The sequence below is a fragment of the Streptomyces sp. NPDC029296 genome, from assembly GCF_055569255.1.
In genome coordinates, this window is the sequence record NZ_JBVHXT010000018.1 from 98,549 (window position 1) to 117,580 (window position 19,032).

Below are 19,032 nucleotides of genomic sequence, written 5' to 3' on the forward strand. Positions count from 1 at the left end.
CGGTGATGGAAATTACTTCACCGCGGGACCAACCTTGAGCGAGATCGTCGAGCCGTCCTTGGCCTCCTTGACGATCGTGATCTTGGTGTTGGTGTCAGTGACCTTCACGCCACCGGTCGGGTTCGCCGGGTCGTAGTAGGTGCTGGCGTGGTCGTTGAAGACCGGCACTCCCTTGGAGCCCTTGATCTTCAGCGCGACGTCGGCCTTGTGCAGGGTGATGCCGTCCGTGGCGTACAGGCTGAACGGCGAGTCGTAGGCCTGGACGCGGTTGCGCAGCAGCGTGCCGTCGGCCCACTTCAGCGCCGTCGGGTGCGAGTCGACCGGCAGGATCAGACCGGTGCCCGGGTGGCCGTTGGTGCTGTTGGTGTTGTTGTCCGCCTGGGAGGTGTCCCACTTCCAGATCAGCAGGCCGTTCTGGTACGGGTAGTGCTCCACCCAGTCCGGGCGCGACGCGAAGCCGAAGTTGTACGGGCCCGTCTTCAGCGTCTTGTCGTACGACACGTACTGCCGGTTCTCGGCGATGTAGTACTGCTTGTAGTCCTTGGTGAAGCCCGCGCCGATGCGGGAGAAGCCGTTCGCGCTCCAGCCGGCGTCCGCCTTCTCGGCGTCGTCGGAGAACAGCGCGGCGCCGTCGGCGGTCACCGTGATCTCGTCGGCGGTGAAGCCGTTCTCCGCGACACCGCCGTCGGTGGCGTAGCGGAAGCGCAGGTCGATCTTCTTGCCCGCGTACGCGTCGAGCGGGAACGACAGCTTCTTGTGCGTCTGCGAGAAGCCGCTCAGCGCCGGCTTGCCGCTGGCGTCCTTCGGCAGGGCCTGGCCGTCCGCCGTGCCGTCCAGCGCGGTCCAGTTGGCGCCGCCGTCGGTGGACACCTCGGTGTAGACGTAGTCGTAGCCGTCCTCGGTGGCCCACCAGCCGTCCAGGGTGAGGCTCGCCGAGGTCTTGCCGGACAGGTCGACGGACCGGGTCAGCGTGTTCTTCAGGTCGTTGCCGCTGCCGCTCCACCACTGGGTGGAGCCCTGGGCGGGCGGGGTGATCGTGGTGGTGACCGCCTTGTCGGGCAGGTTGACCACGAGGGCCTGCTTGTCGAAGGTGTTGTACTCCGCCGGGCCCAGCTTGTGCGTGGACTGCTTGCCGGCCGTGGCGGTGTCGAAGTTCAGCCAGCCCAGCTGGAGCTTGTCCCAGGAGTTCATGTCGCCGGGCAGGTCGCCGATGGACTCCTCGCCCCGGCCGAGCCAGGAACCGGAGGACATCAGGGTCCAGAAGCCGGTGGAGTTGTCGCCGCCCGCGGTGTCGTACTCGTCCGGCAGGCCGAGGTCGTGACCGTACTCGTGGGCGAAGACGCCGAGGCCGCCGTTCTCCGGCTGGATGGTGTAGTCGCCGACCCAGATGCCGGTGTCGCCGACCTGGGTGCCGCCGAGCTTGTTGTTCTGCGGGCCGGTGGCGCCGGCGTCGGTGCCGAAGGCGTACCAGCGGTGGGCCCAGATCGCGTTCTCGCCCTCGGCGCCGCCGCCGGCGGACTCGTCCTCACCGGCGTGCACGATCTGGAAGTGGTCGACGTAGCCGTCCGGCTCGTTGAAGTCGCCGTCGCCGTCGTAGTCGTACCGGTCCCACTGGTCGTACTGGGCGAGGTCCTTCTTGATGTCGGCGTCGCTGCGGCCGGCCGCCTTCTGCTGGGCGACCCAGGCGCTCAGGCCGTCGCCGACGACGTTCCACACGCTCGGGCAGTTGGTCGAGCCGCAGGCGTTGTTGCCGTAACGGGCCTCGTTGTAGGGGACCTTGACCCAGTCGCTGACCTCGCCGGAGACCGAGTAGCGGCCCGAGGACTGCTTCTCGTAGTACTTCTTCAGCGACTCGGTCTTCTCGCCGGTGCCGAAGTAGAGGTCCTGGTAGTGCTTCTGGTCGTAGTCCTTCTGCCAGGCCGTCGAGTTGTCCTTCGCACGGTCCGGCGCGGCGATCCGGTTGTGCAGCGGACCCGCGGTGCCGCCGTACTTGGGGTCGGTCTTGTCGCCGAACTCCACCAGGATCGTGAAGATCTTGTCGGTCTTCTCGCGGCTCAGCTCGACGTACTTGCTCTTGCCCTTGCCGCTCTTGAGCTTGACGACCTTCGAGCCGTTGCGCTCCTGCGCGGTGGCCTTGCCCGATATGAGCTGCTTCAGGGCCTCTTCGCGCTGGGCGTCCTGGGTCTTGCTCAGGGGGCCGTCCAGGTCGTGGTTGTGCTGCTTCACCGGCGCGGGGTCGTGCCGGTTCGCGGCGGCGGGCCGGGGCTGCGTGCTCGCCTCGGCGACGGCGAACGTCGCGAACGAGGCGGACGCCGCCGCGAGGGTCACGCCGATGGCGGCCGCTCTGAACGTCCAGGATCTGCTGGTCACTTGAGTTCCTCCCCCGCGTCGCGCACACGGACAGGGGGTTCCGGGCATGGAGGAATCCGTGCGCACAAGATCAACGCGTGTAGTCAAGTGACGACATTTGACTAGAGGTTTGGCAGAAAAGACAGACCTTGACTTGAGCAGGACAAGTGCACTATGCGGAGGTGGCGTTCGCTTTGCGGACAGGTGGCCGCGTGGCGGCCGACGTGCCGCCGCGTCCGTGCGGGGAGGCGGTGACTCCGTGCGCCCCCCGTGCACCGGGACCGTAGGTCAGGTCACGCATACCGGATGTTCCGCTCGGGCATGGACGCCAGGAGAATCGAACGGCGCCCCCCGCTCCCCGCCCCGAAGACTGCCGAGGACACGATGGCCATGCCACGTCCGACCGCCGCACAGTTCGCCTACGGCTTCTGCACCGTGATCTTCTCGACGCTCGCCATGCTGCTGCTGTCCCAGACGGCTTCGGGTCACTGGATCGTCGTCATCGCCGGCGCGGCCCTGGTGCTGGGCCTGCTGGTCGCGTGGACGGTCCCCGCACCCGGGGCGCGCGGAGGGCAGGCGTCCGCCGGGGCCGTGACGGACGAGGGGCGCGTGCCCACGTCCCTGTGACCGGCGGCGGCCCGCTCAACGGGTGCTGACCACCACCGTCTTGGCCGCCTTGTCGTGCAGGCCCTGCTTGTACGGCTTGTCGAAGAAGCTCCAGCCGCCGGCGACGGCCGTCCAGACGCAGGCGCAGCAGAAGGCGAACGGCACCCACAGCACCAGGGCGCGGGTCAGCGAGGTCTGCGTGGACGGGGTGGCGCCGTTCTCCAGGTTGGCCACCCGCAGGCCGAGCCACTTCTTGCCGAGGGTCTGCCCCGTCCTGCCGATCATGACGGTGTCGTAGGCGATGTAGAGCACGGCCGCGATGAGGGACTGGGCGACGGACCGGCCGACCTCGATCCGGTCGCCGTCGACGGTGTACTCGCGCACGCCGAACGCCCAGGTGAGCAGCCAGACGACGATGCCGACGAGGATCATGTCGATGATCCGTGCGAGGGTCCGCTTGCCACTGTCCGCGAGCGGGGGCATGCCGGCCAGCGGATCGGCGGGGTACCCGCCGGCCCCGGACCCGTACGGGCCGCCGCCGTACGGGCCGCCGCCGTACGGCCCGCCGCCCTGGGGGCCTCCTCCGTAAGGGCCGCCGCCGTAGGGGCCGCCGGGGGGCGGGGGCTGGCCGCCGCCGTACGGGGGCGGGGTGTCGTACGGCGAGCCCGGCCCCTGGTCCGACGGGGGCCGCTTCCTGAACGGGTCGTCCTCGGGGGGCTGCTCTCCGGAGCCGGGGGGCGTCTCGCTGCTCATGGCCCGAGTGGAACCCGGGGGCCGCCGCCGCGCATCCGGCAGACGGCCGTACGGAGTACCCTCCCTCCCCCGGCCTCAGCCCGCGACGAACGTGTGCGCCGCCTTGTCGTGCCAGCACTGGCGCCAGGGCCGGTCGAACAGACACCACAGCACGCCCACGACACCGACGGCCAGCAGACCCGGCACGCTGAGCACCAGCCAGCGGCGCAGCGCCGGGGCGAACGTCGGAGGCTCGTGCGCCTCGATGTCCCGCACCTCCAGGCCGCACAGCTTCTTGCCGAGGGTGCGGCCCCAGCGGACGGTGGGCAGCACCTCGTACAGGACGCCGGCGAGCAGCAGGACCGCGAGGACGATGCCGAGGCTGGTGCCGGTCGTGCCGTCGATCAGCCACACGGTGACCTGCCGGCCGGACAGCCGGGCCGCGTCGATCTTCTGCTGCACGTGGTCCACGGCCCGGATGCCGAGCGGCACCGCCGCGGCGGCCGTCACGGCGCCGATCACGGCCAGGTCGATCAGCCGCGCCGCGAGCCGCCTGCCGAGTCCTGCGGGGCGGGCGGCGGCCTGCCGGCGCGCGACGGCCTGGAAGAGGTCCTCCACCGGCGGCTTCCACGGCGCGACGGACGGCTCGTCCCCGCCCCCGGCCAGCTGGTGCACCTGCTGCGCCCAGGACGCCTGCCCGCCACCGGGCCCGGTGGTCACGGGGGCGACGGGGGCGGGGGCGGCGGACTGCTGCGGCACCGGGGGTGCCACGGCGGAGTGGGGCGGCTGGGCGGCGGGGCCCGCGTGCGGCACGTGCGCTGCCGGGGGCACGTGCGCCGCGGGGGGCATCTGAGGGCCGGGACCCGCGTGGGGCAGCTGCGCCGCCGGGGGTGTCTGCGCGGGCGGGGGTGTCTGCGCGGCGGCGGCTTGGGCGGCGGCCTTTCCGGCACCGAAGCCGGGGGTGGCGGGGGCGGCGGGGGTGCCGACGGGGCCCTGGGCGCCGAAGCCGGCCGGGGTGCCGTCGGAGGCGGCGGGCCCGGGCGGGTCGGAGGGCACGGGACGGATGGTCATCGTGCCGTCGTCGGTACGGGCCGCCGCCGGGCCGGGCACGGGGCGCCGGAAGACGAACGTCCCGGGATCCGGGGCGTCGCCCTCCTGCGCCGGGGGAACGGCCGGGGAGTCCGCCGGCACCCGGGGATCGGCACCCCGGCCACCACGCCCGTCGTCCCCGCCGGACCCGGCCGACCGGTCCCGCTGCCCGGGCAGCCCGGGAGCGGCGGGCCGGCCGTGGACACCCGGCCGACCGGGAACCTCGGGCTGGACGGAGGCGCCGGGCAGGCGGGGGTCACCGGGCTGGGCAGCGGCGCCGGGCAGGCCCGGTCCCCCGGACTGACCGGGCACCCCGGGCTGGACGGAGGCGCCGGGCAGGCCGGTCCGGGCCCACTGGTCGGCCTGTCCGGCCGGGCCGCTCCGGGCCGGCTGCACCCACTGGCCGGCCTGGTCTCCGGGCTCCTGGTGGCCGGGGGTGTGCCGTGGTCCGGGGCCGGGGGTCTGCCCGGGGCCGGCGGCGGGGGTCGCCGGGGCCGCGGGCGGGTCCTCGTCGAAGAAGTGGGGGCCCGTCTCCTCCACGGAGGGGGCGGCCGGCCGGACACCGGGGGGCGGGATGAGCGGCTCGCCGTCCTTCGGCGCCGGACGGCTGGTGCCGGGCACCCAGGAGGCGCCGTTCCAGTACCGGACGTAGCCGGGGATGGACGGGTCCGGGTAGTAGCCCTCGCGGGGCCTGTCGTCGCCGGGTGCCGGGGTTGGGGCGCTCATGTCCGTCGTCCCGTATCTGCTCGGGGGTGGGATGGGGGCCTCCACATCTATCAGACCAGGGCACCGCGCAACGCCAGTCCCGCGGGACCCACCCCTTTCCGGGCAATGCGGTACCGGCTCACCGGTCCCGCGGAAAAAATCTTTCCGGACCCGCGTAATGGTCCGGCCCCCGCCCGCTCTCCCCTGGTACGGGCCCGGTCCGAGCGGCCCCGAGCAGAAGGGAAACACCGTCATGCGGCACACCGTGGTGGAGCGGGAGCTGGAGCTGGAGCTCGTCCTGTCGCCGGAGCGCAGCGTCCCGGTCCCGGCCCGGCTCACGTACCGCTCCGACGACCCCTACGCCGTCCACATCGCCTTCCACGTCGACTCCGAGCAGCCCGTGCACTGGACGTTCGCCCGGGAACTGCTGGTGGAGGGGGTGTTCCGGCCGTGCGGGCACGGGGATGTGCGGGTGTGGCCGGCGAGGGCGGACGGGCGCGGTGTCGTCCTGATGGCGCTGAGCGCACCGGACGGCGACGCGCTGCTCCAGGCGCCGGCCGCGCAGGTGTCGGCCTGGCTGGAGCGGACGCTGCGGGCGGTGCCGCCGGGGGCGGAGGGCGGGCAGCCCGGCCTCGACGACGCGCTCGACCAGCTCCTCGCCCGGTGAGCCGGGCGCCGGGGCACGCCGCGTCAGAACAGTTTGCCGGGGTTGAGGATGCCCAGCGGGTCGAACGCCTGCTTCACGGCCCGCTGCATCTCCACCCCGACCGGGCCCAGTTCCCGGGCCAGCCACTCCTTCTTCAGCACGCCGACCCCGTGCTCCCCGGTGATCGTGCCGCCCAGCTCCAGGCCGAGGGCCATGATCTCGTCGAAGGACTCGCGGGCCCGGCGGGACTCGTCGGGGTCGCGGGCGTCGAAGCAGACGGTGGGGTGGGTGTTGCCGTCGCCGGCGTGCGCGCAGACGCCGATCGTCAGGTCGTACTCGGCGGCGATCCGCTCGACGCCGTCCAGCATCTCGCCGAGCCGGGAGCGCGGCACGCACACGTCGTCGATCATCGTCGTGCCCTTGACCGCCTCCAGCGCGGTCAGCGAGAGCCGCCGGGCCTGGAGCAGCAGTTCCGACTCGGCCGCGTCCTCGGCGGGCACGACCTCGGTGGCACCGGCGGCCTCGCACAGCGCGGCGACGGCGGCGAGGTCGGCGGCCGGGTCCGGGGTGTCGAAGGCGGCCAGCAGCAGCGCCTCGGTGGTCTCGGGCAGCCCCATGTGCGCGAGGTCGTTGACCGCCTTGACGGTCGTACGGTCCATCAGTTCGAGGAGGGAGGGGACGTGACCGCCCGCCATGATGCGGCACACGGCGTCGCAGGCGGCGGTCGCCGAGCCGAACTCGGCGGCCAGCACCAGCTGCCCGGGCGGCTTGGGCTTCAGCGCCAGGACCGCGCGGACGACGATGCCGAGGGAGCCCTCGGAGCCGACGAAGAGCCGGGTGAGGTCGTAGCCCGCGACGCCCTTGGCGGTGCGCCGGCCGGTGGACAGCAGACGGCCGTCGGCGAGGACGACGTCCAGCCCGATGACGTACTCGGCCGTCACCCCGTACTTGACGCAGCACAGGCCGCCGGAGGCGGTGCCGATGTTGCCGCCGATGGTGCACATCTCCCAGCTGGAGGGGTCCGGCGGGTAGTACAGGCCGTGTTCCTCGACCGCGCGGGAGAGGGTCGCGTTGATGACGCCCGGCTCCACCACGGCGATCCGGTCGACGGGACTGATCTCCAGGATGCGGTCCATCTTGGTCAGGGACAGCGCGATACAGCCGTCGACGGCGTTGGCGCCGCCGGACAGGCCGGTGCGGGCGCCCTGCGGGACGACGGGGACGCGCAGCTCGGTGGCGGTGCGCAGCACGTGCTGCACCTGCTCGACGGTGCGCGGCAGGACGACGACGGCGGGCCGGCCGGCCGGGCAGAAGCTCGCCATGTCGTGGGCGTAGGAGGCCGTGACGTCGGGATCGGTCAGGACGGCCTCGGGCGGCAGGCCGGTCAGGAGCCGGTCGGTGAGGTTACCGGTGTGCTCGTCGCGTGGCGCTTCGATGCGGCTCATGATCACAGCGTGACACTCGCGGCCATCGGTGTGAACCCCGCACGCGCCGCCCTTGGGCCACCCGGATGTGCTCGTCATATTGACGCACAGTGAGCGCCATGGACAACCGGCAGTGCGTGGGTACGTCCCTGATCTCCGAGCCGCCGGCGCCGCGCCGGTCCCTCCGGGTGGCGCGGTGGCTGCTGGTCGCCTCGCTCGTGGGGAGTCTCGCCGTGGGCGCGGCGCTGGTGGTGCTGCCCGGGGAGCCGCCCCGGCACGGGCCGGCCCGGCCGCCCGCGGCCGGCCCGCAGTCCCGGCCGCGGGCCGGGGCGCCGGCGGCGGTGCCCTACGGCGTGCCGGCCGCGCTGCCGGGGCTGACCGCGCTGATCGGGCGGCAGGAGCAGCGGGTGCGGCAGCGGCCGAAGGACGCCGTGGCCTGGGCGGTGCTGGGGTCGGCGTACGTGGAGCGGGGGCGCCGGGCGGGTGACGCGGCGGACTATCCGCGGGCCGAGCGGGCGCTCAAGGCGTCCCTGGAGGCGCGGGGCGCGCGGAACACCGAGGCGCTGGACGGGCTGGCGTCGCTGGCACTGGCGCGCCGGGACTATCCGGCGGCGAAACGGTACGCCGAGCAGGCCGGGAAGGCGGCACCGAAGCGGTGGTCGTCGTATCCCGCGCTGATCGACGCCTACACCGGGCTCGGCGACTACGAGAAGGCCCGTTCCGCCCTGGACAAGCTGCTGGCGCTGCGCACCGACGCGGCGGCGCGGCCGGCCGTGATGGCGCGGGCGGCGGCGGTGTACCGGGACCGGGGGTGGCGCGAGGACGCGGTGGCCCAGCTCACCGACGCGGCCGCCGCCGCCCGCACCCCGGCGGAGCGGGCCGCCTGGCTGGCCGGGGTGGGGCAGCTGGCCTGGGAGCGCGGGGACCTGCCGGACGCGCTGGACCACTTCGAGGCCGCGCTGCGGCTCGACCCCGGCCAGCGGGCGGCACCGGCCGGGCGGGCGCGGACGCTGGCCGCGCTGGGCCGCACCTCGGAGGCGCTGGCCGCCTACCGGGCCGCCGTCGCGCGCCGGCCGCGCCCGGAGGACCTGCTGGAGCTGGGCGAGCTGTACGAGTCGCTGGGGCAGCGGGGCGCGGCCGAGGAGACCTACGCGCGGATGTGGGAGGCGGTCCGGCTCTCGGTGGCGGGCGGGGTGGACGAGGAGTTGCTGATCGGCCGGTTCGAGGCGGATCACGGGGACCCGTGGGAGGCCGTGGAGCGGCTGGAGGAGGAGTGGCGGCGCCAGCCGGGCATCGAGGTGGCCGACGCGCTGGGCTGGGCGCTGCACCGGACCGGCGAGGACCGGGAGGCGCTGACGTACGCGGCCGTCGCCACGGACAAGGCGAAGGGCGGCGGGGTGCGCAGCGCGCTGTACGCCTTCCACCTGGGGGTGATCGAGGCGGAGCTGGACCGGGCCGGCCCCGCGCGGCGGCACCTTCAGGAGGCGCTGCGGATCAACCCGTACTTCTCGCCGCTGCGGGTGCCGATGGCGCAGGAGGCGCTGCGGGAGCTGGGCGACGTCCCCGACGAGCCGCCGCCCAGCGAGTAGCGCCCCCGGTTACAGGTTGCCCCGCTTGGCCTGCTCGCGCTCGATCGCCTCGAACAGGGCCTTGAAGTTGCCCTTGCCGAAGCCCATCGAGCCGTGCCGCTCGATGAGTTCGAAGAACACCGTCGGCCGGTCCTGGACGGGCTTGGTGAAGATCTGCAGCAGGTAGCCGTCCTCGTCGCGGTCGACGAGGATCTTCAGCTCGCGCAGGGTCTCGACCGGCACGCGGGTCTCGCCGGCCCACTCGCCGAGGGTGTCGTAGTAGGAGTCGGGGGTGTCCAGGAACTCCACGCCGGCCGCGCGCATGGTGCGCACGGTCTGCACGATGTCGTTGGTGTTGAGCGCGATGTGCTGGACGCCGGCGCCGCCGTAGAACTCCAGGTACTCGTCGATCTGGGACTTCTTCTTGGCGATGGCGGGCTCGTTGATCGGGAACTTCACCTTGAGGGTGCCGTCCGCGACCACCTTCGACATCAGCGCGCTGTACTCGGTGGCGATGTCGTCGCCCACGAACTCCTTCATGTTCGTGAAACCCATGACCTTGTTGTAGAAGGTCACCCACTCGTTCATCCTGCCGAGTTCGACGTTGCCGACGCAGTGGTCGATGGCCTGGAAGGTGCGCGCGGCGGGCGGCGCGACGATCGGCTCGGCCGCCGCGTAGCCGGGCAGGTAGGGGCCGTCGTAACCGGAGCGGTCGACCAGGGTGTGGCGGGTCTCGCCGTAGGTGGCGATCACGGCGAGGACGACGGTGCCGTTCTCGTCCTTCACCTCGTAGGGCTCGGTGATGCCCCGCGCGCCGTTCTCGACGGCGTACGCGTACGCGGCGCGGGCGTCCGGGACCTCGATGGACAGGTCGATGACGCCGTCGCCGTGCTCGGCCACGTGCCGGGCGAGGAAGTCCCCCCAGTCACCGGCCGGCTTGATCACCGACGTGAAGACGAACCGGGCGGAGCCGTTCTCCAGCACGTAACTGGCGGTCTCGCGGCTGCCGTTCTCCGGTCCGGAGTAGGCGACCAGCCGCATGCCGAAGGCGGTGGAGTAGTAGTGCGCCGCCTGCTTGGCGTTGCCCACGGCGAAGACGACCGCGTCCATTCCCTTGACCGGGAAGGGGTCGTCCTGCCGTGCGGTCGTGTCGGGAGTGTGGTGTGTGGTCTGCGTCATACCCGAAGGGTGGCCCCGCCCTGCAAGGTGCGCAATAGTTCGCGAATCCGCTGGGCAATCTGTTCAGCGGTACGACCGCTCAGGCGGTCTTTCTGTACAGGATGACCATCTCAGGGGGTCCCGTGGCGATCGATCATCTGGACGGACGGATCATCGTGCTGCTGGCGGAGGAACCGCGCATCGGCGTGCTGGAGATGTCCCGGCGGCTGGGGGTGGCGCGGGGCACCGTGCAGGCGCGGCTGGACCGGCTCCAGTCGGGCGGCGTCGTCCGCGGCTTCGGCCCGCAGGTGGACCCGGCGGCCCTCGGCTATCCGGTCACCGCGTTCGCCACCCTCCAGATCCGGCAGGGCCAGGGGACCGACGTCCGCGCGCACCTGGCGACCGTGCCGGAGGTGCTGGAGCTGCTGACCACCACGGGCAGCGGGGACATGCTGTGCCGGCTGGTGGCCCGCTCGAACGCGGATCTGCAACGGGTGATCGACCGGGTGGTGGGCTTCGACGGCATCGTGCGGGCCTCCACCACGATCGTGATGGAGACACCGGTGCCGCTGCGGGTGATCCCGCTGGTGGAGCAGGCGGCCCGGGAGGGGAGGTAGGCGGGGGCGCGGCTAGCAGCCGGGGACCGGGCCCTTGCCCCTCTCCAGGGCCACCAGGGAGCCGACGGCGCTCTTGAGCGTGGTCACCGGCACCAGGCGCAGTCCCTCGGGCAGCTCGGCCTTGGCCTCGGCGCACTCCGCCTTCGGCACCAGGAAGACGGTGGCCCCGTCGCGGCGCGCGGCCTGTGTCTTCAGCGCCACCCCGCCGACCGCGCCGACCCGGCCGGCGGCGTCGATCGTGCCGGTGCCCGCGACCGTGCGGCCGCCCGTGAGGTCGCCGCCGCGGCCGTCGCCGTCCAGCTTGTCGATGATCCCGAGGCTGAACAGCAGGCCCGCGCTGGGCCCGCCGACGTCGGCGAGGCGCAGGTTCACCTTGACCTTGTCCGCGCCGAGCCCGAGGTACCCCAGCGCCGCCTGGGTCGCGGAGTCCTGGGACTGCCGCATCTGCGCCAGGTTGTGCTTCTCGATCTCCTTGACGGTGTCCCCGCTCGGGTAGACCGAGTCGCGGGGCATGACGGCCCGGTCGGTGCGGAACCAGTTGCCGACCACGTCGCCGAGGGAGATCCGGGCGTCCGGACCGGTCGCCATGATGGTGGTCATCCGCAGCTGCCCGCTGGTCTTCCGGGTCGCCGCGCCGGAGACGGTGATCACCGGGGTGCCCTGGTGCTCGCCGAGCACGTTCGTCGTCGCACCGGGCTGCGCCACCGAGAACGGCAGCGGCGCGAACCCCGCGGTGGCGAGCAGGGCCACGACGGGCAGCGCGCAGACGGCGAGGGCCTGGGGGCGTGTGAGACGTGAGAGCACGGGATCAATCTAACGCGAGGCCCGAAGGCCGCGGTGAGCAGCGGAGCGCAGCGCTTTTCGGGTGGGGGGTGGGGGTGGAGGGCCGGGGGTGGCACGGGTGCGCGGTGCGCGGTGGGCTGGCTTCCGCGCGGGCGGGGGTTGGCGTCTGTGCGCGGGGGCGCTCGCGGGGGCGTCTGTGCCTGGGGCGTCTGTACGTGGGGCGACTCGCGGGGGGCGTCTGCATGTGGGGGCGAGGGCGCCTTGCGCGCGGGCGAGGGCGGCTTGCGCGGGGGCGGGGGCGGCTTGTACGTGGGCAGGGTCGGCTCGCGGCGGCCAGGGCCGGCTTCCCCCGGACGGAGTTCAGCTCGCACGTGGGCAGGGTTGGACTCCGCGCGGGCGGTGCGGCGGCTTCCGCCCGCGGCGGGATCCGGCATCCGTACGCGGCGCGGGCGGGGTTCGCCTCCGCGTGCGGGCGGGGGCGGCGACCACGCGGACGGCATTGGCGTCCGTGCGCGGGCAGGATCAGCCCGCGACGGGCAGGGCCGGCTTCCACGCCGGCGGAGGTCGGCGGCTTCCGCCCGCGGCGGGAGTCAGCACCCGTAGGCAGGCGGCGTCGGCGTCCACGCGCGGGCGGGAGCGGCAGCCACGCGGCGGGCGGTCAGCTCGCGCGCGGGCGAGGCCGGCGTCCACGCGGGCGCCGGTCAGCTCGCGGGGGCGAGGACGGCTTTCCACCCGCGGCGGGAGCCAGCAACCGTACGCGGGCGGGGGCGGCAGCCACGCGCGGGTGGGAGCGGTGTCCACGCGGCGGGCGGGAGCGGCAGTAACGCGGCGGGCGGTCAGCTCGCGTGGGCGAGGACGGCTTCCGCCCGCGGCGGGAATCGGCAACCGTACGCGGGCGGGGGCGGCGGCCACGCTGGCCGGGGCGGCAGCCACCCGCGGACGGGGGTCGGCTCCGCGCCCGGCTGGGGCCGGGGTCAGCGCAGGGCCTCCGCGACCTCGCGGGCCGCCTCCAGCACCCTCGGGCCGACCCGCTCCGGCACGGCGTCCGCCAGCATCACCACGCCCACGCTGCCCTCGACACCCGTGACCCCGACCAGCGGGGCGGCGGCCCCGCTCGCGCCGGCCTCCAGTTCGCCGTGGGTGAGGGTGTAGCCGGGATCGGCGCACGGCGACTGGCGGGCGGCGAGGATGGCCCGGCCCGCCGCCCCCCGGTCGAGGGGGTGCCGGAAACCGGCCCGGTAGGCCACGTGGTAGTCGGTCCAGGTCGGTTCGACCACGGCGACGGCGAGCGCCTCCGTGCCGTCGACCAGTGTCAGGTGCGCGGTGGCCCCGATGTCCTCGGCGAGGGACCGCAGGGCGGGGAGCGCGGCCTCGCGTACCAGCGGGTGCACCTGCCGGCCGAGCCGCAGCACCCCGAGGCCGACCCGGGCCCGGCCGCCCAGGTCGCGTCGTACCAGGGCGTGTTGTTCGAGGGTGGCGAGCAACCGGTAGACGACGGTCCGGTTCACGCCCAGTTTGGTGGACAACTCGGTGACGGTCAGTCCGTGGTCGGTGTCGGCCAGCAGCTTGAGGACGCGCAGTCCCCGGTCGAGCGTCTGAGAGGTCTCCGCGGTCACGACGCCCACTCCTTCGGCGGTGAGGTCGGCGGGTCCCTGAGCGGCGGATGCGTCACCGAGTCCCGTCGGCGACGCGCCTCAGAGGCCGCCGGTCGGCAGGACGGCCCGGCAGCTCCGAGCCGATGTCGCTTCACGGCTGCGCTCCGCGGCGGCGCTGCCACGGGGCGTATGCGTAGCCGGACAGTAGCGAAGCCGGTTCGCTGAGCGGAAGTCTCAGTCCAGAATCCGGGCAAGGCCAGATCCGGCCTGCCTGCATTCGTCCGGATACGCACACCGGGAGGGCGTCGAAACGGACTCGAACAGGAGGGTGGGGGTTCACCCCGGCGCCGGGTGACGGCCTGCCGGGGGCGGCGGCGGAACGCCGTGGCGGGGCCTCACAGCCGGGCGAGCGATACCGGCCGGGGGTGCGCGGCGGCCTTGGTACGGCGCCGCTTCCGCCGACCGCCGCCACGGCCCACCGGAGCCGGGGCGGAGCCAATGGCGGCGCCCCCTCAGCCGACCGGGACGGATCCCCGCGCCGCCCTCTCCCCGGGGTCCGGGGCGGAGCGGCCGTCACTTCATTCGCGTCGCCCACTCCTGGACCTTGGCGATCCGCTGCCGCAGCTGTCCCGCCGTGGCCTCCGCACTCGGCGGCCCCCCGCACACCCGCCGCAGCTCGGTGTGGATCACCCCGTGCGGCTTCCCACTCTGGTGCACATACGCGCTGACCATCGTGTTCAGCCGCTTCCGCAGCTCCATCAGCTCCTTGTGCGACACCACCGGCCGCCGCTCCGCCGGCAGCTCCAGCAGGTCGGCCTCCGTGTCCGGCTTCTTCCGGCTGTGCGCGATCTGCCGGGCCTGCCGCTTCTGCAGCAGCAACTGCACCTGATCGGGCTCCAGCAGCCCCGGAATCCCCAGGTAGTCCTGCTCCTCCTCGCTCCCGGGGTGGGCCTGCATGCCGAACTCGGCGCCGTCGTACAGCACCCGGTCGAACACCGCGTCGGACTCCAGCGCCTCGAACGGCAGCATGTCCTGCTCGCCGGTGTCCTCGTCCTCCTGCTTGTTCGCCTCCTCCATCTCCTTCTCGGATTCGGCGTACGGGTCCTCCTCGCCCTCCTTCTTCGGCTTGTCGAGGGCGTGGTCCCGTTCCTTCTCCATCTCGTTGGCGAAGGTCAGCAGGTCGGGCACGGTCGGCAGGAACACGGACGCGGTCTCGCCGCGCCGCCGGGACCGTACGAAACGCCCCACGGCCTGCGCGAAGAACAGCGGCGTCGAGATCGTCGTGGCGTACACCCCGACCGCGAGCCGCGGCACGTCGACGCCCTCGGACACCATGCGCACGGCGACCATCCACCGGTCGTCGCTCGCGCTGAACTCGTCGATCCTCTTCGAGGCACCGGTGTCGTCCGACAGGACGAGCGTCGCCTTCGTCCCCGTGATCTCCCGGATCAGCTTGGCGTACGCGCGCGCGGAGTCCTGGTCGGAGGCGATGACGAGCGCGCCCGCGTCCGGGATGGCCTTGCGGACCTCGGTCAGCCGCTGGTCGGCGGCGCGCAGCACGCTCGGCATCCAGTCGCCGCGCGGATCGAGGGCCGTACGCCAGGCCTGGCTGACCGCGTCCTTGGTCATCGGCTCGCCGAGCCGGGCGGCGACCTCGTCCCCGGCCTTGGTGCGCCAGCGCATGTTGCCGCTGTAGGAGAGGAAGATCACCGGCCGGACGACGCCGTCCGACAGCGCCGACCCGTACCCGTACGTGTAGTCCGCGGCGGACCGCCGGATCCCGTCCGCCCCCTCCTCGTACGTCACGAAGGGGATCGGGTTGGTGTCGGAGCGGAACGGCGTACCCGTCAGCGCGAGGCGCCGGGTGGCCGGCTCGAACGCCTCCAGGCACGCCTCGCCCCAGGACTTCGAGTCGCCGGCGTGGTGGATCTCGTCCAGGATCACCAGGGTCTTGCGCTGCTCGACCCGGTTGCGGTGCAGCATCGGGCGCACGCCCACACCGGCGTACGTCACGGCGACGCCGTCGTACTCCCTGCCGAGCGGGCCCGCGCTGTACTCGGGGTCGAGCCTGATCCCGATCCGGCCCGCGGCCTCGGCCCACTGCTTCTTCAGGTGCTCGGTGGGCGCGACCACCGTGACCTGCTGCACGACGTGGTGGTGCAGCATCCAGGAGGCCAGGGTCAGCGCGAAGGTGGTCTTGCCGGCTCCGGGCGTGGCGACGGCGAGGAAGTCGCGCGGCTGCTCCTGGATGTACTTCTCCATCGCCCCCTGCTGCCAGGCGCGCAGCTTGCTGGCGGTACCCCAGGGGGCCCGGCCCGGGAAGGCGGGCGAGAGGTGGTGGGAGGAGGCGGAGGCGGAGGATGCGGCGGTGGTAGTCACGGTCTCCGTGGATCAGGGTCGGGCGGCTACGTACGACAACCGGGCCACCCTACCGGCGCCGTCCTCCGCGCACGGCGCGAACGAGCCGGGGTCGCCCCCGGGTGGGAGCGACATCACAGCGGCCCCCTCGCACCGGCCGTCACTCAGCTCGCGGGGGTACGTTCCCGTAGCCGCGTGGTCACCCAGGAGCCCGCCAGCGCGACCGCGGCCATCGGCAGGAAGACGGCGGCGAAGGCGGCGGGGTGGCCGCCGTCACCCGCGCCGGTGGCGGCGGTGCTGCCGCCGCCGAGGGCGGCGAAGGCCGCGCCGGTCGCCGCGAGCAGGACGACGTTGGACAGGGCGTCGGAGATCTGGAGCGCGGCGGAGTTGGCGCCGGCCTCCTCGGGGGCGGACAGCTTCAGCAGCAGCACGCTGGTGGAGGAGAGCACCAGTCCCATCCCGAAGCAGCCGACGCCCCAGGCGACGGCGACCGTCCACACGGGCACGGAGTGGATCAGCACGCCGGGCGCGGTCACGATCGCGGCGGCGACCAGCACCATGCCGAGGGTCATCAGCCGCTCCCGGTACGGCGCCAGGCGCGGCCGGGACTGCACGAACGAGCCCAGCGCCCAGGTCCCGCCGCCGGCCGCGAGCGAGAACCCGGCGAGCGTGGGCGACAGACCGCGCTGGGTGACCAGCATCAGCGGTACGAAGGACTCGGCGGAGATGAAGGACCCGGCCGCCACCCCGCGCAGCAGCACGACGGAGGGCAGACCGCGGGCGGCCCGGTAGGTGCCGCGGGGCAGCAGGCCGAGGACGGCGGGCACCAGCAGGGCGGCCCCGGCCAGCCCCGGGAGCAGGGAGAGGGGGCGCAGGTCCTGGGCGGCGTACTGGAGGAGCCCCGCGCCGAGGGAGATCGCGAGGGCGAGCCGGATGCGCCGCCGGTCGAGGGCGGCGGCGCCGGCCCGCTCGTCCACCGGGCCCGAGGCCCGCCGGCGTATCTGGGGCAGGGCGAGGGCGAGCGGGAACACGACGAGGACGGGGATGCCGAGGAAGACCCAGCGCCAGCCGAGCTGCTCGGTGACGGCGCCGGAGGCGAGGGGGCCGACGATGGACGGCACGACCCACCCCGCGGCGAACGCGGCCATGATCGCGGGCCGCAGCCGTTCGGGGTAGGCCCGGCCGACGACGACGTACAGCGCGACGATGACCAGCCCGCCGCCCAGGCCCTGCACGGCCCGGCCGAGGATGAACACCCACATGACCTGCGCGGTCCCGGCGACGACGAGTCCGGCGGCGAAGGCCGCGATGCCGCAGGTCAGCGCGGAGAACGGGCCGCGCCGGTCGGACCACTGCCCGGCGAGCACCATGCCGAAGAGGCTGGTCGTGAAGTACCCCGAGAAGGCGAACGCGTACAGCGCCACGCCGTCCAGCTCCCGGGCGGCGACCGGCATCGCCGTTCCCACGGCGGTCGCCTCGAACGCGATCAGCACGACGACGGACACGATCCCGACACTGAGCGCCCGGTAGGCCCGGCTCAACACGCCGGACGCCTGGTCGGACCGGGGATCAAGGACGGCGGGGTCGTGGGATTCGAGGGCGCTCATGCTCGTCAGGGTAAGTCCCACAACCGACTTTGACCCCTGTCAGGAGCCGCACCCGCTCTGGTCCCTTGGTCGTACGCCCGCCCCCGCTTCATGAACGCCGTGTGGCAGTCACATTGCAGCCCCCAACGCCCCCTTGAGCCCCGCCCCTCACCCCCCGTAGGTTCATCTCACCAACACGGCCGTGTGCCCGAGTGGTTCAGGGACTCGCCTGCGCTGCATCCAACAGCGGGCTCCGCCCGCGGGGAGTTACGCGGGTTCGATTCCCACCACGGCCGAGAACAACAACACAACACGGCCGTGTGCCCGAGTGGTTCAGGGACTCGCCTGCAAAGCGAGTTACGCGGGTTCGATCCCCGCCACGGCCTCCACTGCCTCGAGCAGGCAAAGCGACAGGGTGGCACCTCCATAAGGGGTGCCACCCTGTCGGCCGTCCGTCCACTTGCCCGCGCGCTTCCGCGTCCGTCCAGGGTCCTTCAAGGCCGACCGGACACCGTCAGAGCACCCCGTTCCTCTCGTCCTGGAACAGGTGGGTCCAGTAGTGCCAGGTCGTTTCCGGGAGGGTGCCTGTGGGGTCGATGGATTCCAGGGTGTGGAGCATGAGGGTGACCAGGTGGTCGTAGGCGTGGGTGGCCAGTTCGTGGTTCAGGTGGGTGTCGATCGTGCGCTCGTGGTGGATGAGCCACAGGGTGAACGCCAGGGTGGAGACGTCGGTGTTGAGGGGGTGGAGCGTGGCGTCCGGCTCGCTGAACGTCAGCACCGCGCCCGTTCTGCCGTCCACCACCAGGCTGGTCTCCTCCCTCAGGTGGCCGAGGCGGATCAGGTGGTCGCAGTGGGCCGGGAGGTCCGTGCCGGGGTGACCGGGGTGTTCCTCGGTGAAGTACTCCCGGAGCGTGGGCAGCCGGACGTCCGTGTCGGCGTGGTAGAAGACCGCCGACTCCGGCAGTCCCGTCTCGCGCAGGAAGCGGCGCGTGGGCTCGTGGGTGAGCGTCGGCGGGAAGTCGACCTCCTCGAAACGGGTCACCCTGCCGTGCCCGAACTCCTGCTCCAGCAGGCGCGCGGAGACGTCCAGGGCGAGCCCCGAGGCCGTACCGGGGCCGGCGGCCAGGGCGAGGGGGCGGATCAGTGCCGCCGCCTTCCAGTATGGCGGGACCGCGCCGTCCGAGCCCTCCTCGAAGAGGGTGAGCAGGCGGCGGGATGCCTCGGTCGCCGTCCGGGGGCCGTACCGGCCCGCCAGGGACGCGAACCGGCCGCGCAGGCCCGCCAGTTCCTCGGTGACCGCGGCGAAGCGCAGCAGGGTGTGCAGGGACGACGCTAACGGACGCGCGTCGTACGGGTCGCGCAGGTAGGCCGTGGTCAGCTCGCCCGTGGCGCCGTCCAGCAGGATCGACTCGCGCTCCCGGCCGGCCGGGGTGAGCAGTTCGCCTATGACCAGCCGGCCGCGCAGCTCCTCCGCCAGGCGCAGGGGGCCGTCGGCGGCGTCGGCTAGGGTGCGCAGGCCGTGCGTGCGCAGCGGGGAGAAGGTCAGCAGGTCGGTCACCGCGGGCAGGCCGGCGCCGGCGAGCAGGCCGCGCGTCGGCGCGTGGGTGACGTAGCGGTCCAGTTCCGCCTCGGTCAGCGTGATCGCCGGAACCCCGGCGTCGGTCGTGCTCATCGCTCCCCCGCGATCTTCCCCGTGCGTGACGGGCCCGCGCACACCGTCGTACGCGGCCCCGGGCAGGTGCCCCCACCGCTTCGCAGCCTATGCCGCACCACTGACAACGGCCGCCCTCAGGCAAGACGTCGGGCGGGCCGGGCA

General features: G+C 73.4%; 14 protein-coding genes and 2 tRNA genes. 6 read left to right on the plus strand and 10 right to left on the minus strand.

Annotated features, from left to right (window positions below):
* Positions 1 to 12 precede the first annotated feature (12 nt).
* Entirely contained in the window at positions 13 to 2,370 is a 2,358-nt protein-coding gene (locus ACZ4W9_RS18000; RefSeq protein WP_467936713.1) for an immune inhibitor A domain-containing protein, read from the minus strand.
* Between the two features lie 369 nt (positions 2,371 to 2,739).
* On the opposite strand from ACZ4W9_RS18000, the gene ACZ4W9_RS18005 reads away from it, so the two are divergent.
* Positions 2,740 to 2,976, plus strand: a complete 237-nt coding sequence (locus tag ACZ4W9_RS18005; RefSeq protein WP_467936715.1) for a hypothetical protein — start codon at positions 2,740 to 2,742, stop codon at positions 2,974 to 2,976.
* 15 nt (positions 2,977 to 2,991) lie between these two features.
* Here the strand turns inward: ACZ4W9_RS18005 and ACZ4W9_RS18010 are convergent, their stop codons facing one another.
* On the minus strand, positions 2,992 to 3,708 hold the full coding sequence (locus ACZ4W9_RS18010) for an RDD family protein (RefSeq protein ID WP_467936717.1): 717 nt from the start codon (positions 3,706 to 3,708) through the stop codon (positions 2,992 to 2,994).
* Positions 3,709 to 3,783: 75 nt separating this feature from the next.
* Positions 3,784 to 5,502, minus strand: a complete 1,719-nt coding sequence (locus ACZ4W9_RS18015; protein ID WP_467936719.1) for an RDD family protein — start codon at positions 5,500 to 5,502, stop codon at positions 3,784 to 3,786.
* A 232-nt stretch (positions 5,503 to 5,734) separates the two neighbouring features.
* Here ACZ4W9_RS18015 and ACZ4W9_RS18020 point away from each other — a divergent pair, with 232 nt between their 5' ends.
* Complete coding sequence (locus tag ACZ4W9_RS18020; protein WP_467936721.1) at positions 5,735 to 6,148, plus strand: SsgA family sporulation/cell division regulator; 414 nt, start codon at positions 5,735 to 5,737, stop codon at positions 6,146 to 6,148.
* A 23-nt stretch (positions 6,149 to 6,171) separates the two neighbouring features.
* On the opposite strand, the gene ACZ4W9_RS18025 is transcribed toward ACZ4W9_RS18020, so the two are convergent.
* Positions 6,172 to 7,578, minus strand: coding sequence for an FAD-binding oxidoreductase (locus ACZ4W9_RS18025; protein ID WP_467936723.1), 1,407 nt, complete (start codon positions 7,576 to 7,578; stop codon positions 6,172 to 6,174).
* A gap of 92 nt (positions 7,579 to 7,670) precedes the next feature.
* Here ACZ4W9_RS18025 and ACZ4W9_RS18030 point away from each other — a divergent pair, with 92 nt between their 5' ends.
* Positions 7,671 to 9,140 carry a tetratricopeptide repeat protein gene (locus ACZ4W9_RS18030; protein WP_467936725.1) on the plus strand — a complete coding sequence of 490 codons (1,470 nt, stop codon included), beginning with the start codon at positions 7,671 to 7,673 and terminating at the stop codon, positions 9,138 to 9,140.
* 9 nt (positions 9,141 to 9,149) lie between these two features.
* Here the strand turns inward: ACZ4W9_RS18030 and hppD are convergent, their stop codons facing one another.
* Positions 9,150 to 10,298, minus strand: coding sequence for a 4-hydroxyphenylpyruvate dioxygenase (gene hppD, locus ACZ4W9_RS18035; protein ID WP_467936727.1), 1,149 nt, complete (start codon positions 10,296 to 10,298; stop codon positions 9,150 to 9,152).
* Positions 10,299 to 10,420: 122 nt separating this feature from the next.
* Between hppD and ACZ4W9_RS18040 the strand changes: the two genes are divergently transcribed.
* On the plus strand, positions 10,421 to 10,894 hold the full coding sequence (locus ACZ4W9_RS18040) for an Lrp/AsnC family transcriptional regulator (protein ID WP_467936729.1): 474 nt from the start codon (positions 10,421 to 10,423) through the stop codon (positions 10,892 to 10,894).
* 12 nt (positions 10,895 to 10,906) lie between these two features.
* Here ACZ4W9_RS18040 and ACZ4W9_RS18045 read toward each other — a convergent pair whose 3' ends face one another.
* The 4 genes from ACZ4W9_RS18045 to ACZ4W9_RS18060 form a co-directional block, all read right to left on the minus strand.
* Positions 10,907 to 11,698: a S16 family serine protease gene (locus ACZ4W9_RS18045; RefSeq protein ID WP_467936731.1), complete on the minus strand. Its 792-nt coding sequence runs from the start codon at positions 11,696 to 11,698 to the stop codon at positions 10,907 to 10,909.
* 953 nt (positions 11,699 to 12,651) lie between these two features.
* Entirely contained in the window at positions 12,652 to 13,293 is a 642-nt protein-coding gene (locus ACZ4W9_RS18050; protein WP_467936733.1) for an IclR family transcriptional regulator, read from the minus strand.
* A gap of 552 nt (positions 13,294 to 13,845) precedes the next feature.
* Entirely contained in the window at positions 13,846 to 15,651 is a 1,806-nt protein-coding gene (locus ACZ4W9_RS18055) for a DEAD/DEAH box helicase (protein ID WP_467936735.1), read from the minus strand.
* A gap of 143 nt (positions 15,652 to 15,794) precedes the next feature.
* Positions 15,795 to 17,237: an MFS transporter gene (locus ACZ4W9_RS18060; protein WP_467936737.1), complete on the minus strand. Its 1,443-nt coding sequence runs from the start codon at positions 17,235 to 17,237 to the stop codon at positions 15,795 to 15,797.
* Between the two features lie 177 nt (positions 17,238 to 17,414).
* On the opposite strand from ACZ4W9_RS18060, the gene ACZ4W9_RS18065 reads away from it, so the two are divergent.
* A tRNA-OTHER gene (locus tag ACZ4W9_RS18065) sits at positions 17,415 to 17,512 on the plus strand.
* 18 nt (positions 17,513 to 17,530) lie between these two features.
* Positions 17,531 to 17,605: transfer RNA gene (locus ACZ4W9_RS18070), tRNA-Cys, on the plus strand.
* Positions 17,606 to 17,730: 125 nt separating this feature from the next.
* Here ACZ4W9_RS18070 and ACZ4W9_RS18075 read toward each other — a convergent pair.
* On the minus strand, positions 17,731 to 18,888 hold the full coding sequence (locus tag ACZ4W9_RS18075; RefSeq protein ID WP_467936739.1) for an SUKH-4 family immunity protein: 1,158 nt from the start codon (positions 18,886 to 18,888) through the stop codon (positions 17,731 to 17,733).
* Between the last annotated feature and the right edge of the window lie 144 nt (positions 18,889 to 19,032).